The organism is Crossiella cryophila, assembly GCF_014204915.1.
GTDB classification, from domain to species: Bacteria; Actinomycetota; Actinomycetes; order Mycobacteriales; family Pseudonocardiaceae; genus Crossiella; species Crossiella cryophila.
On record NZ_JACHMH010000001.1, the window covers coordinates 1,847,028 to 1,860,936 of the forward strand.

The 13,909-nt window shown below is 70.5% G+C and carries 13 protein-coding genes; 8 read left to right on the forward strand and 5 right to left on the reverse strand.

Going from position 1 to position 13,909, the window contains the following annotated elements; all coding sequences use genetic code 11:
* The first annotated feature begins 5 nt into the window (after window positions 1-5).
* The 4 genes from HNR67_RS08710 to HNR67_RS08725 all read left to right on the forward strand — a co-directional run bounded on the left by HNR67_RS08710 (window position 6) and on the right by HNR67_RS08725 (window position 4,009).
* Window positions 6-1,157: a GNAT family N-acetyltransferase gene (locus HNR67_RS08710; RefSeq protein WP_185001561.1), complete on the forward strand. Its 1,152-nt coding sequence runs from the start codon at window positions 6-8 to the stop codon at window positions 1,155-1,157.
* A 22-nt stretch (window positions 1,158-1,179) separates the two neighbouring features.
* Window positions 1,180-1,785, forward strand: a complete 606-nt coding sequence (locus HNR67_RS08715) for a trimeric intracellular cation channel family protein (RefSeq protein ID WP_185001562.1) — start codon at window positions 1,180-1,182, stop codon at window positions 1,783-1,785.
* A 65-nt stretch (window positions 1,786-1,850) separates the two neighbouring features.
* Window positions 1,851-2,546: a response regulator transcription factor gene (locus HNR67_RS08720; protein ID WP_185001563.1), complete on the forward strand. Its 696-nt coding sequence runs from the start codon at window positions 1,851-1,853 to the stop codon at window positions 2,544-2,546.
* A gap of 47 nt (window positions 2,547-2,593) precedes the next feature.
* Entirely contained in the window at window positions 2,594-4,009 is a 1,416-nt protein-coding gene (locus HNR67_RS08725; RefSeq protein WP_185010356.1) for a sensor histidine kinase, read from the forward strand.
* Between the two features lie 51 nt (window positions 4,010-4,060).
* Here the strand turns inward: HNR67_RS08725 and HNR67_RS08730 are convergent, their stop codons facing one another.
* The 3 genes from HNR67_RS08730 to HNR67_RS08740 are packed head-to-tail and all read right to left on the reverse strand — an operon-like array spanning window position 4,061 to window position 7,193.
* The gene (locus tag HNR67_RS08730; RefSeq protein WP_185001564.1) at window positions 4,061-4,939 is read right to left on the reverse strand and encodes a carbohydrate ABC transporter permease; all 879 of its coding nucleotides are present in this window, start codon (window positions 4,937-4,939) and stop codon (window positions 4,061-4,063) included.
* The gene (locus tag HNR67_RS08735; protein ID WP_185001565.1) at window positions 4,936-5,889 is read right to left on the reverse strand and encodes a carbohydrate ABC transporter permease; all 954 of its coding nucleotides are present in this window, start codon (window positions 5,887-5,889) and stop codon (window positions 4,936-4,938) included. Before HNR67_RS08735 ends, HNR67_RS08730 begins: the two co-directional genes overlap by 4 nt.
* A gap of 5 nt (window positions 5,890-5,894) precedes the next feature.
* Window positions 5,895-7,193, reverse strand: a complete 1,299-nt coding sequence (locus HNR67_RS08740) for an ABC transporter substrate-binding protein (RefSeq protein WP_185001566.1) — start codon at window positions 7,191-7,193, stop codon at window positions 5,895-5,897.
* Window positions 7,194-7,675: 482 nt separating this feature from the next.
* Between HNR67_RS08740 and HNR67_RS08745 the strand changes: the two genes are divergently transcribed.
* The 4 genes from HNR67_RS08745 (at window position 7,676) to HNR67_RS08760 (ending at window position 11,885) form a co-directional block, all read left to right on the forward strand.
* A complete protein-coding gene (locus HNR67_RS08745; RefSeq protein ID WP_185001567.1) occupies window positions 7,676-8,479 on the forward strand; it encodes a DeoR/GlpR family DNA-binding transcription regulator in 804 nt (267 codons plus the stop codon).
* Complete coding sequence (gene galT / locus HNR67_RS08750) at window positions 8,476-9,564, forward strand: galactose-1-phosphate uridylyltransferase (RefSeq protein WP_185001568.1); 1,089 nt, start codon at window positions 8,476-8,478, stop codon at window positions 9,562-9,564. Before HNR67_RS08745 ends, galT begins: the two co-directional genes overlap by 4 nt.
* 80 nt (window positions 9,565-9,644) lie before the next feature.
* Window positions 9,645-11,243 (forward strand): S1C family serine protease, encoded by a 1,599-nt coding sequence (locus tag HNR67_RS08755; protein WP_185001569.1) that lies wholly within the window; start codon window positions 9,645-9,647, stop codon window positions 11,241-11,243.
* A gap of 141 nt (window positions 11,244-11,384) precedes the next feature.
* A complete protein-coding gene (locus HNR67_RS08760; protein WP_185001570.1) occupies window positions 11,385-11,885 on the forward strand; it encodes a MogA/MoaB family molybdenum cofactor biosynthesis protein in 501 nt (166 codons plus the stop codon).
* A gap of 942 nt (window positions 11,886-12,827) precedes the next feature.
* Here HNR67_RS08760 and mscL read toward each other — a convergent pair.
* Complete coding sequence (gene mscL / locus HNR67_RS08765) at window positions 12,828-13,229, reverse strand: large-conductance mechanosensitive channel protein MscL (protein WP_185001571.1); 402 nt, start codon at window positions 13,227-13,229, stop codon at window positions 12,828-12,830.
* Window positions 13,229-13,861 carry an SAF domain-containing protein gene (locus HNR67_RS08770; protein ID WP_185001572.1) on the reverse strand — a complete coding sequence of 211 codons (633 nt, stop codon included), beginning with the start codon at window positions 13,859-13,861 and terminating at the stop codon, window positions 13,229-13,231. Before HNR67_RS08770 ends, mscL begins: the two co-directional genes overlap by 1 nt.
* Between the last annotated feature and the right edge of the window lie 48 nt (window positions 13,862-13,909).

Consider the following 13,909-nt stretch of genomic DNA (forward strand, 5'->3'; position numbering starts at 1 on the left):
TCCCCATGGGAGACGTGACAGTCCGGGACTACCGGTCCAGCGACGCGGACGCGGCCTGGCGGCTGCGCGAGGTGCCCTTCGGCGGGCCCAAGGAAACCCCCGAGCTGTGGCGTGGGCAGACCACCTGGCGCGGGTTCGTTGCCGAGAGCGGCGGCGAGCGCACCGGCTTCGCCATGGTCCGGCCCTACCGCCAGTTCTTCGGCGGCCAGGCGGTGCCGATGGGCGGCATCGCCAGCGTCGCGGTCGCCCCGCAGGCCCGTGGCAAGGGCGTGGGCAGCGCGCTGCTGGACACCATGCTGGCCGCGATGCGCGCCGACGGGCAGCCGATCAGCGCGCTGTACCCGACCGTGCCCGCGCTCTACCGCGGCCGCGGCTGGGAACGCGGCGGCGTGCTGGAGTCCATCGACCTGCCCGTGCACGCCTTCCAGGGCCGCCGCTCGAACATCGAGCTGCGCGCGGCCACCGAGGCGGACATCCCGGCCATGCAGGACTGCTACTACCGGATGGCCCAGTCCGTGGACGGCATGCTGGACCGCCGCACCAGGTCCTTCCGCACCGTCGAACTGCTCGAAGCCGACGCCTCGCTGGTCACCGACGGCGGCTACCTGCTCGCCCAGCCCGACCGCAAGCAGCGGGTCCTGGAGGTCCGGGAGCTGGTCGCGGACACCCCCGAGGTCGCCCTCGGCCTGCTCGACTCGATCGGCTCCTGGACCGGGCTGCTCGACCGGGTGAAGTTGCACATCGCCGACGAGACCCTGCTCGGCGTGCTGGAGTGGTCCGGCCTGGACGGCAGGAAGCGCACCCAGCCCTGGCTGCTCCGGGTGGTCGACCTGGCCGCCGCGGTGGCCGCCCGCGGCTGGCCAACCGCGCCCTACCTCGACGACCGGACCGTGGACCTGGAGATCGAGGACCGGCACGCGCCCTGGCAGGCCGGGCGGCAGCGGCTGATCGTCAAGAACGGCGAGGTCGCGGTGGAACCCGGCGGCACCGGCGAGGTCCGGATCACCGCCCGCGGCCTCGGCGCCTGGTACTCCGGCTCGGCCAGTACCGCCGGACTCCGCCGGGCGGGCCTGCTGCGGGGCGATCCCGAACACACCGCACTGCTGGACCTGCTGGTAGGCGCACCGGGCACGGCCAGGATGGCCGACTATTTCTGACCAGGATGCCTAAGATCCGCTGGTGCTGCTGACCGTCCTGGAACTCGTCGGCATCGCGGTCTTCGCCGCCTCCGGGGCGCTGGCCGCGGTGCGGGCCCGGCTCGACGTGTTCGGGGTGGTCGTGCTCGGCATGACCACCGCGCTCGGCGGCGGGATCATCCGGGACGTGCTGCTCGGCATCCACCCGCCCACCGCCCTGCGCACCTGGCCCTACCTGCTGGTCTCCGCGGCCACCGGCCTGCTGGTGTTCGTCTTCCACCCGCAGGTGGCCAAACTGCGCCGGGCCGTGCTGCTGGCCGACGCGGTGGGCCTCGGCCTGTTCACCACCGGCGGCACCACCACCGCGCTGGCCGCTGGCGTCCCGGTCTACACCGCCTGCCTGATCGGCATGACCACCGGCATCGGCGGCGGCGCCCTGCGCGACCTGCTGCTGCGCGAGATCCCCACCGTGCTGCGCCAGGAGATCTACGCGGTGGCCGCGCTCACCGGCGCCATCGTGGTCGCCATCGGCCACCGGCTCAGCCTGCCCGCCGGACCGACCGCGGTGGTGGCCGCCGCGCTGATCTGCGGGCTCCGGCTGCTCGCGCTCTGGCGGCGCTGGGACGCGCCAAGGCCACGCGAACGATAGTTTTTGCTGGTCCAGGTTCAGCGTGCTCTCAGGCGACTCTTAGGGAAACCGGTCAGACTACCGATATGCGCATCCTCGTTGTGGACGACGACCGAGCCGTTCGGGAGTCGTTGCGGCGGTCCCTCCAGTTCAACGGCTACCAGGTGGAGCTGGCCAATGACGGTCAGCAGGCCCTGGAGGTGCTGGGGCACAACCGGCCGGACGCGATGGTGCTGGACGTCATGATGCCCAGGGTGGACGGCCTCGAGGTGTGCAGGCGGCTCCGCGGCACCGGCGACGACCTGCCCATCCTGGTGCTCACCGCCAGGGACGCGGTCTCCGACCGGGTCGCCGGCCTGGACGCGGGCGCCGACGACTACCTGCCCAAACCCTTCGCCCTGGAGGAGCTGCTGGCCCGGCTGCGCGCGCTGTTGCGCCGGGTCGGCCCGGAACAGGACAACGCCAACGCCCAGCTGGCCACCCTCAAGTTCGCCGACCTGGACCTGGACCCCGGCACCAGGGACGTCAACCGGGCAGGCAGGCCGATCAGCCTGACCCGCACCGAGTTCTCCCTGCTCGAACTCCTCCTGCACCACCCGAGACAGGTCCTGACCAGGGGCCGCATCCTCGAGGAGGTGTGGGGCTACGACTTCCCCACCTCGGGCAACGCCCTTGAGGTCTACGTCGGCTACCTGCGCCGCAAAACCGAGGCCAACGGCGAACCCCGTCTGCTGCACACGGTGCGCGGGGTCGGATATGTACTGAGGGAGACCCCTCCGTGAGCGAGGTGCCCACCGTGCGCGTCGGTCGTGACGCGCACCAGCCCCGCATGCAGCGGGTCACCCTGCAGAACCGGCTCACCCTCTTCGCCGCGATCGGCGTGGGCACCGCGGTCGCCCTGGTGTCCGTCGCCGCCTACTTCACCGTGCTGCGCAGCCTCTACAGCGAGCTGGACGAGCAGCTGATCAGCCGGGCCAACGTGATCGCGGACAGCGCGCTCGGCCAGGGGATCGAGCTGGAGCGGCAGTCCGCGGCCATCTTCGCCGCGATCGACCTGCGGGTCGGGCTGGCCGAGACGTTGCCGGACGGCCGGGTCAAGGTGACCTCCCCGCTCAACTCGCCGCAGGTACCGGTCGGGCCGGAGGAGATCTCGGTGATCACCGGGCAGCTGGACCACTCGGTCCGGACCGACGCGCGCAGCGACCAGCGGGTGATCGCGGTGCCGGTGTACCGCAACGCCGCACTCGTGGTGGCCCAGCCGCTCAAGCCCACCAGGGACACCCTGGGCAGGCTGGCCTGGGTGCTGTTCGCGGTCGGTGGCGCGGGCATCGTGCTGGCCGCGGCCGGTGGACTGGCCGTGGCGCGGACCGCGATCCGGCCGGTGCAGCGGCTCACCAAGGCCGCCGAGCACGTGGCCAGAACCGGTGACCTGCAACCGATCCCGGTCACCAGCGAGGACGACGAGCTGGCCAGGCTGACCAACAGCTTCAACGCCATGCTCGGCGCGCTGGCCGACTCCCAGGAACGTCAGCGCAGACTCGTCGCCGACGCCGGACACGAGCTGCGCACCCCGCTGACCTCCTTGCGCACCAACCTGGAACTGCTGGTCGCCTCGCAGCAGGCCGACGCCAGGTACCGGCTCTCCGATGAGGACCGGGCCGAGATCTACGCCGATGTGCGGGCCCAGATCGAGGAGCTGACCACGCTGATCGGCGACCTGGTCGAGCTGGCCCGCGACGACGCGCCGCTGGTGGTGCACGAGTCGGTCGAGCTGGTCGATGTGGTGGAGCGGGCGCTGGACCGGGCCCGCCGCCGGGCGCCGGGGGTCAGCCTGGACATCCGGTTGCGGCCGTGGACCCTGGTCGGGGACGCCAACGCGCTGGAGCGGGCGGTGATGAACCTGCTGGACAACGCGGTCAAGTGGTCTCCGCCGGACGGCAGGGTGCGGGTGGAGCTGCGCCAGGCCGGGGCACAGGCGGTGGTGCTGGAGGTGGCCGACAGCGGTCCCGGCATCGCCGAGTCCGACCTGCCGCACGTCTTCGAGCGCTTCTACCGCTCCACCGAGGCACGCACGCTGCCCGGTTCGGGGCTGGGGCTGGCGATCGTGAAGCAGGTGGCCGAACGGCACGGCGGCACCGTCACCGCGGGTCGTTCACATGAGGGTGGCGCGCTGATGTCGTTGTGGCTGCCGGGAAATCCGTCGGAGACCTTCCACTCGGACGGGTTCCCGGAACACCAGAACTAAAAGGCCGGAACCCCGCGTCGCCCCCGGAAGAAGGCGACGCGGGGAGCCTTGTCAGCCCTTCGTCGAGCCGAGGGTGAGCCCGGCGACGAAATGGCGTTGCAGGGTGAAGAAGACGACCAGCGTGGGCACCGCGACCAGCAGGGAGCCTGCCGCGATCAGGTTGTTGTCCTTGAAGAACTGGCCGCCGAGGTTGTTCAGCGCCGAGGTGATCGGCATCTTGTCCCCGGTCTGGATCAGCACCAGCGCCCACAGGAAGTCGTTGTAGATCCAGGTGAACTCCAGCGTGGCCAGCGCGGCCAGCACCGGACGGCACAGCGGCAGGATCACCTGCCAGTACTGCCGGAACACCCCGGCCCCGTCCACCCTGGCCGCCTCGGTCAGCTCCATCGGGATGGTCTTCATGTAGTTGCTGAGCACGAAGACGCAGAACCCGGTCTGGAAGGCCACGTGGATCAGGATCACGCCGAGCTGGGAGTCCAGCAGCGAACCCGAGTCACTGATCCACTCCGGCACCTCGATCAGCCGGTACAGCCGGTAGAGCGGGGTGACGATCACCTGCTGCGGGAACAGGTTGCCGGCGGTGAACAGCATCAGCAGCGCCAGGTTGAAGCGGAAGCTGAAGCGGGAGACCACGAAGGCGACCATCGAGCTGAAGAACAACGTGATCAGCAGCGCCGGGATGGTGATGATCAGCGTGTTCAGGTAGTAGTGCGGCAGGTCCGCCTGCTCCCAGGCCTTGCCGAAGTTGTCCAGGGTCAACTCGGTCGGCCAGGAGAAGTAGCCGTTCTGGTTGGTGTCCTCGATGGTGCGCAGTGAGGCGAAGGCCGCCCACAGCACCGGGGCCAGCCACACCAGGCAGGTCGCCACCAGGAAGGTGTGCAGCGCGATCCGCCCGGCCCGGCCGCCGGCCGTGTTCGTCGTGCCGGTCACGGCCGCTCCTCCTTGCGGAAGGTCTGCATCAGGTAGGTGATGATGAAGCCCATCGAGATCAGCAGCAGCACCACGGCCAGCGCCGAGCCCCAGCCGATCCGGCTGGCCTCGCCGATGATGTTGTCGGTGACCAGGATGGACAGCAGCTCCAGCCCCTGCCTGCCCTTGTTGATGATGTAGACGATGTCGAATGCCCGCAGCGACTCGATCACCGTGATCACCAGCACCACGATGTTCACCGGCTTGAGCGCGGGCAGCGTGACGTGCCAGAAGGTCTGCCAGCCGGTCGCGCCGTCCAGTGCGGCGGCCTCCTTCAGCGAGGGGTCCACCGCCTTGAGCCCGGCCAGGAACAGCAGCATCACGTACCCGGCGTGCCGCCAGCCCGCGGCCACCAGCACCGCGTACAGGTTGATGTCCGGATCACCCAGCCAGTTGGTCGGATGATCGTTGGCGGTGCCGAGCAGGTTGTTCAGCAGCCCCTGGTCCGGCTGGTAGATGAGCTGCCAGATGAACCCGATCAGGGCCAGCGACAACATCATCGGCAGGTACAGCACGCTCTGGTAGATCCGGCCCATGCGCAGCTTGCGGTCCAGCAGCACCGCCATGAACAAGCCGAACATGGTCGGCAGCACCAGCAGGAACACCAGCCAGGTCAGGTTGTTCCACAGCGCGGGCCAGAACCGCGGGTAGGTGGTGAGGATGTCGGTGTAGTTCTGCACCCCGACGAAGGCGATGTCCTCCACCCCGCCGATGCCGTCCCATTCGGTGAAGGACAACAGGATCGAGCCCAGCGTGGGAAACCACACCAGGCCCAGGTGCAGCAGCGAGGGGACGCCGAGCATCACCGTGAGCACCAGCTTGTCGGCGGTGGTGAACGCGCTGGCCCGGCGTCGCCTGCGCTTGCGTGGCGGTGCGCTCGCGGCGGCGCCCGCCTGCTCCAGAACAGTCATCAGCCTCAGCCCGTGAAGATGTTCTTGGCCTGGTCGGCCATGCCCTTGAGCACCGTGTTGACGTCGTTGGGGTTGGTCAGGAAGGCGTTGATCCCGTTGATCGCCGCGTCGTTGGCGAAGCGCGGGTCGGTGTCGCGGTCCAGGAACTGGGTGATGTGCTTGGCCTCGGCCACGAACTTCACGCACTTCTTCTGCAGCTCGTTGTAGCCGCTGGTGTCGGCCTTGCCGCTGGCCGCGATGGTCACCGGGTCGGTCTTGAGGTAGGCCAGCTGCGCGGCCGGGCTGGCCAGGTAGGTCAGCAGCTTGCGCGCGCCGTCCTCGTTGCCGGGCTTCTTGGCCAGCATGAAGCCGTCGATCGGGGCTTCCACGGTGTCCGTGCCGTAGGTCGGGTTGATCTCGGGGAAGGCGAAGAAGTCCAGGTCGTTCAGCTCGTTCTTCATCTGCTGACCGATCTGCTGGGACCCGACGATCATCATGCCGCCCTTGCCCTGCTGGATGGTCTGCGCGGCTTCCTGCCACTCCCGGCCCAGCGGGTTCTCCTGGTACAGCGGCAACATCCGCTTCCAGTTGTCGAAGACGTCGCGGACCTTCTTGCCCTGCCAGTCCTCCTTGCCGGCCATCAGGCTGACGTGGAAGTCGTAGCCGTTGGTGCGCAGGTTGAGCTGGTCGAAGGTGCCCAGCTGCGGCCAGCCGTTCTTCTGTCCCACCGCCATCGGCACGATGCCGTCGGAGCGCATCTTGGTGCCAAGCGCGATCAGCTCGTCGAAGGTCTTGGGCACGGTGTAGCCGCGCTGCTTCCAGATGCTCGGCCGGTAGAAGACCGCCCACGGGTAGGAGTAGAACGGCACGAAGTACTGCTTGCCGTCGCTGCCGGTGGCCGCTTCCTTCTGCGCGGGGGTGAAGTTGTCCCCGATGGTCTTCCACAGCTCGGTGAGGTCCCCGGCCAGGCCCTTGCTGGCGAAGAAGCGCATCCGGTAGCCGGCGAACCAGGACCAGACATCGTCCGGCTTGCCCTGCAGGTAGTTGTTGATCTGCTGCTGGTAGGTCTCGTGGTCCTTGGTGTTGATTTTGACCTCGAGGCCGTTCTGCTGCTTGAAGGTGTCCAGCACCCCGGCGATGCCCTCGCGCGGCACCGCGTCGGAGTAGTTGGAGCCGAAGCCCACCGTCTTGCCGTCACCGGCGGATCCGCCGGAACCACAGGCGGCCAGGCCGGGCACGGCGGCCAGCGCGGAGGCGCCGAGCAGGCCCTTGAGCACGGTGCGACGGCCGAGCAGCGGGTTGGGCGGTAACGGTGTGTTGGCCATGGTGACTCCTGTCGCGGCTACCAGGTTGTATCGAACTATTTCCAACAAAGTTGCGCACAATGTGGTAGCCGCCACGGTCCGGTGTCAAGGGCGGGAACGCTCCGGTCAGGCCAGACAGCGTAAGAAGATGCCGGTTCGTTAGGCGTGTTCAGATAGGTGAACCAGTCAAACACGGACCAACAACCTCCGATGTTCGACTATGTTTGACGTGTGCGGTTGTTGTGAGTCAGGCTTGAGCCCGTGTCGAGCTGGCTGACCGAGGACGCCTGGCGTCTCCGCCGAGTGCCGCTCGGGTCCACTGTGGACACCGGGCCGGCCCGCGCGGTCCGCGCAAGTCCTGGTGTCGCACCCGTTATCCAGGTCACGAGCGGGGACGCGGTGGTGCGTCGGCGCGCTCGGCCCGCCGGTGAGCCCGTATCGTGGCTGGTCGCGCTGACGGTGCCGGCCGGCGTGGTCGCCGTGGTGCGGGAAGAGGGGTAGAGGTGCTCGCTCGGCAGCGGCAGGCGGTGATCCTGGAGGAGATCCGGCGCACCGGTGCGGTCCGGGTCTCCGACCTGGTGACCCGGCTCGCGGTCTCGGACATGACAGTGCGCCGCGACCTGGACGTGCTGGCCCGCAGGGGACTGGTGGAAAAGGTTTACGGCGGCGCCACCTCGGTGGTCGGGCGCAGCACCGACGAGCCGGGGTTCGAGGCCAAGTCGGTGCGCCAGCTGCCGGAGAAGGAGTCCATCGCCGCGCTGGCCGCGGGCATGGTGCGGCCGGGCACCGCGATCGGCCTGTCCGCCGGGACCACCACCTGGACCATGGCCCGCTACCTCGACGACGTGCCGGACCTGACCGTGGTGACCAACTCGATCCGGGTGGCCGACGTGCTGCAACAGCGCGGCCGCACCGACCGGACCGTGGTGCTCACCGGCGGGGTGCGCACGCCTTCGGACGCGCTGGTCGGCCCGGTGGCCGTGCAGGCGTTGCGCGCGCTGCACCTGGACGTGGTCTACCTGGGCGTGCACGGGATGGCGCCGCAGGCCGGGTTCACCACGCCGAACCTGAACGAGAGCGAGACCGACCGCGCGCTGGTCGACGCGGCCAGCAGGCTGGTCGTGCTCGCGGACAACACCAAATGGGGCACGGTCGGCATCTCCACGATCGCCGACCTCGATGAGGCGGATGTGCTGATCACTGACGAGGGACTGGGCTCCGACGCCCGGCAGGTCCTGTCCGAGCAGGTCGGCGAGCTGGTGCTCGCCCCCGTGTCCGCACGGTCCCGTGCCGAGGAGCTGGCGTGAGGCGCACGACGGCCAAGCTCGCCGACGGCCGCGAGATCATCTACTTCGACGACACCGAGGACGCCCCCGCGCGCACCGCGGTGGACACCAGGGACCTGCCGGAGCAGAAGCCCAGTTCGGAGATCCGCCGGGATCCGCTCACCGGTGAGTGGGTGGCCATGGCCTCGCACCGGCAGACCCGCACCTACAAGCCACCGGCCGACCTGTGCCCGTTGTGCCCCACCACGCCGGGGCGGCCGACCGAGATCCCCGAGTCCAGCTACGACGTCGCGGTGTTCGAGAACCGCTTCCCGTCGCTGTCCCAGCACGTGCCGCCGGTTCCGTCCACTGTGGATGGTCTGCCGATGGCCGAACGCCGTCCGGGCTACGGCCGCTGCGAGGTGGTCTGCTTCACCTCAGACCACAACTCCGCCTTCGCCGCGCTGACCCCGGGCCGGGTGCGCACCGTGGTGGACGCCTGGGCCGACCGCAGTGCCGAACTCGGCGCGCTGCCAGGGGTCGAGCAGGTCTTCTGCTTCGAGAACCGCGGCGAGGAGATCGGCGTCACCCTGCACCACCCGCACGGGCAGATCTACGCCTACCCGTTCGTCACCCCGCGCACTGAACGCATGCTGGCCACCGCCAAGGAATACCGGGCCCAGCACGGCACCCACGTCCTGGGCGACGTCATCGAGGCCGAACTCGCCCAGCGCGCCCGCCTGGTCGCCACCACCGAACACTGGGTCGCCCTGGTGCCGCCCGCCGCCCGCTGGCCGGTGGAGGTCATCCTGGCCCCGCGCAGCCAGTGCGCCGACATCCCGGAGCTGACCCCGGCCCAGCGCGACGACTTCGCCCTGCTGTACCTGGACGTCCTGGCCCGCCTGGACCGCCTCTACGACCGCCCGCTGCCCTACATCGCGGCCTGGAACCAGGGCCCGGTGCACGCGCCGAAGGAACTGTCCTGGCTGCACCTGCAGGTCTTCTCGGTGCTGCGGACCGCGGACAAGCTGAAGTACCTGGCCGGTTCGGAGTCCGGCATGGCGGTCTGGATCAACGACGCCACCCCGGAGCAGATCGCCGAACGCCTGCGCGCCGCCGGAAGCTGAGAACAACTCACGGCGGAAACACAAGAGAGCCAAAGCTGGATCTCAGCACGTTCTCAGGTCCACGCCGCAGAGTGAGTCCCATGACCGAGAACACCCCCGGCGCTCCGGGCCCCCAGCCAGAGCGCCCGCAGCAGTCAGCCGAGGGCACCACCCCCGCGGAGCAGCCCCAGGCCTCACCCTGGGCCGCCGCCCCGCAGCAGCGGCAGGGCGGCCCCGCCGAACCCGGTTTCGGCGAGGCCCCCACGCACCCGGCCACCCCGGCCGCGTTGCCGGCTCAGGGCACCTCGGCCACTTCACCGGCTTCGGGCACCCCGGCCGCTCAGCCGGGCTCCGGCTACGGCCAGCCGACCTCGGGCAACCCCGCCGGTCTCGGCACCCCCGGCGCCTACGCCGGCTCCGCCTACGGCACGCCGTCGAGCCACGGCGCCCAGTCCTCCGATGTTTCCAGCGGCGGCTCCGGCGGCTACCCGCCGCCCGGCGGCCCCGGCTACGGCGCCCCCCTGACCAACCCGCTCGGCGTGCCGGTGCAGACCGTGCCCCAGCAGCGCAAGACCGGTGGCCGCGGCAAGCTGGTGGCAGGCGCCCTCGCGCTGGTCCTGCTCGGCGGCGCGATCGGCGGCGGCATCGGCGGCGCGGTCGCCTACAACCTGGCCGGTTCCTCGAACAGCGCCTCCTCCGGCAACGCGCTCAACCAGCCCAAGCCTGCGGCCAAGGACATCAACAGCCCGGCGCCGCAGGGTTCGATCGAGCAGGTGGCGCAGAAGGTGCTGCCGAGCGTGGTGCAGCTCAAGGTCACCGGTCAGACCGGCTCCGGTTCCGGCTCGGGCATCATCCTCAGCAGTGACGGCATGATCCTGACCAACAACCACGTGGTCGAGGCCGCTGCCAACGGTGGCGAGATCCTGGTGCAGCTCAACGACGGCCGGACGGCCAAGGCCAAGATCGTCGGCCGGGACGCCACCTCCGACCTGGCCGTGGTCAAGATCGACGGGGTCTCCGGACTGACCCCGGCCGAACTCGGCCGCTCCGACGACCTGCGGGTCGGCCAGCAGGTCGTCGCCATCGGCGCCCCGTTCGGCCTGTCCAGCACGGTCACCAGCGGCATCGTCAGCGCGGTGCAGCGCCCGGTGCGCACCGGCGAGAGCCAGGACCAGGCCACCGTGATGGACGCGGTGCAGACCGACGCCTCGATCAACCCCGGCAACTCCGGCGGTCCGCTGGTGGACATGCAGGGCAAGGTCATCGGCATCAACTCGGCCATCCGCACCGCGGCCAGCGGGGGCGCGGGCGGTCAGCAGCAGGGCGGTTCGATCGGCCTCGGCTTCGCCATCCCGGTGGACCAGGTCCGCCGGATCGCCGAAGAGCTGATCAAGAACGGCAAGGCCACCCACTCGCTGCTGGGCGTCGGCCTCGCCCCGGCCACCCGCAACCAGCAGACCCAGGGCGCCACGGTCTCCCAGGTCACCCAGGGCGGCGCGGCCGAGCAGGCGGGCATCAAGGTCGGCGACGTCATCACCAAGATCGACAACCGTCGGATCGAGGACGCCGACTCGCTGATCGCCGCGGTCCGCTCCTACGCCCCCGGCAGCAAGGTCAAGCTGACCATCAACACCGCGGGCGGCGACCGCGTGGTCGAGGTGACCCTGGGCAGCCAGAACCTCGACAACGGCCCCCGCTGACCCCACGACTCCCGGTCACCACCACCCGACCGGGCCGATAGCCGCGGCGTCGAAGTCTCGCGAAGCCCTCTCGCGGAACTTCGGCGCCGCGGACGCGCATCCGCCCACACCCGCCGAGGAGAGCCAGCTAACGTGATCGGCATGGAACGCACCGCGCAGCGCCTGGGACGGGCATTGGTCGTGCTTGTGGACGACCGGGTGGCACAGAAGGAGCACGAGGACACCACCGGTCCGCTGGTGGGCGAACTCCTCGAAGAGGCAGGGTTCATCGTCGACGGCACGGTCGCCGTCGCCGGTGAGGTCACCGACATCCGCAACGCGCTCAACACGGCCGTCATCGGCGGTGTCGACCTGGTGGTCACCGTCGGCGGCACCGGCGTCTCCCCCAGGGACGTCACCCCGGACGCCACCCTCGGCCTGCTGGACCGGCCGATCCCCGGCATCGCCGAGGCCCTCCGCGCCTCCGGCCTGGCCGCGGGCGCCACCGACGCCGGCATCTCCCGCGGCGTGGTCGGCGTCTCCGGCAGCACCCTGGTGGTCAACCTGGCCGCCTCCCGCTCCGCCGTCCGCGACGGCATGGCCACCCTCACCCCGCTGGTCCAGTTCGTCATCGAACAGATCAGCGGCCTGGAGGAGAGCTGACCAGCCCCGACTCCGGTGCCGGGGCGGAACGCCCCCGCCGCCGCGTGGAGGAGGTCTTCGGCGAGGTCCTGCCGGAGACCACCTCAGACGAACGTGACCCCAGCACCACCAACCGCCGAGACGACGACTGGTTCCTGGAGAACCGGCCCCCGCATCACGACCGCTGATCCGGGGCGATCCGGGCGAGGCAGGGCGGGGCGGGACGGTTTGGCGACGGCGCGGGTTGGCGGGGTTCCCGCCCGGCTGGCTGACGCGCGGCTGTGCGCTGCGCGCTCACCGGCCTGACCGAACACACTCACCGCCGATCACGGGCACTCGAGGCAGCTGATCTTTCGCGCCCGGGGTCGTGGCCGGCGGATTTTGGCGTTGGTTGGTGGGTTTTGGCGTTCAGGGGTGGTCGGGTCGAGGGGATGGGCGTCGTTCCCGGGGACCGGCGGTGGTCGGCGGCGGACCTGGCAGGCCGCGGTGGACCACAGCGGAACCGGCGGACAAGGGCGGATTCGGCGGGCGCTGGCGAGCTGAGGCAGCCTCGGCAGACCAAGGTGGGCTGCGGCGGCCCCGGCAGACCAAGGCGGACCCGGTGGACCCGGCCGACTCGGCGGATCCGGGCGGACCCAGCGGGCGCGGGCGGGCTGAAGTAGGCCCGGCAGACCGAGGCGGACCCGGCGGTCCCAGCCGACTCGGCTGACAAGGCGGAGCCGGGCGGGCTGAGGCAGACCCGGCAGGTCAAGGTGGGCTGCGACGGTCCGGCAGGGCGTGGTTGGTGCGGGCCGGGGCGGGGTTGTCGTGGGTGGGTGGCGGCTCCGGTTGGGTGGGGGCTGCGGTGTGGTTGTGCCGGCCGGGTCCGGCCGTCGGTGTGCCCCGGGGGTTGGGGGATGAGCAGCCTGGCCGCCCAGGAGGTTGGTGGGGTTGGGTGGGCGGCCGGGCTGGCTGGGGGTGGGGTCAGGGGGTCTTGTTCTGGTTGCGGAGCAGGTCTCGGATCTCGCCGAGGAGTTCGACGTCGGTGGGCTCGGCGGGGCCGGCTTCCTGGCCGCGCTTGCGGCGTTCCTGGAGCTTCTGCATGGGCAGGACCAGCAGGAAGTAGACGACCGCTGCCACGATGACGAAGTTGATGGCCGCGTTGATCACCTCGCCGAGGTTGATGAACGTGGAGTCCTTGCCGGAGATGATGTGGAAGCCCAGCCCCTTGGCCGGGTCGGAGCCGCCGATGGAGTTCACCAGGGGCTGGATGAGGTATTTGGTGACCGTGGTGACGATGGCGGTGAACGCGGTGCCGATGACGACGGCGACGGCGAGTTCGACCACGTTGCCGCGCATCAGGAAGTCCTTGAAACCCTTGAGCATTAGCGCAGCGTAATCGCCACCGATCGGGTGAGTGACGAGGTGGCCACCCTTGCGGCGTCCTGCCTGGGTACGGCGATCAGGACCAGGCGGTGGGACTCGCCCGCCTCGGCCCTGGGGGCTAACGCGGTGAGCACGGTGGCTGCCTCGGCCAACTGCTCGGGTGGGTCGGCGGAGAAGACGTCGACCTGGGCGCCAGGGGTCAGCAGCTCGGCCAGGGCCGGGTCGGACAGGCGGACCGGGACGGCGGTGGTGTCCTTGCCCGCGGTCAGGGCGGTCAGCCTTGGGCCGGTGAGGCTCAGGTCGGTGAGGGGTTCGCCGCGGCGGGCCGCGCGGGCCAGCAGGCGGCCGGTGGCGGCTGCCGGGTCGGTGAGGGCGCCGTCGGGGACGGCGTCAGTGGGGTGCTGGGACTGGCGCAGGTCGGTCGCGGCGAGCTGGGTTCCTGGCGACAGGTCCTTGGCGGCGAGCAGGACCGGGGTGGTGCGTGGGCCTGGGCTGCCTGGGTGCGCCAGCAGGGCCAGGGCGAGCAGGGTGCACAGGGCGGCGGCCAGCCGGCGCAGGGCCGGTGGCCTGGCGCCGGGCAGGCGGGTCAGCAGGGTGCGGAGGCGGTCCCAGGGGGTGGGGTCGAGGGGCATGGCTCGACGTTAAGGCCGCTGGGGGTGGGGTGGGGCTGGCCGCCGGGG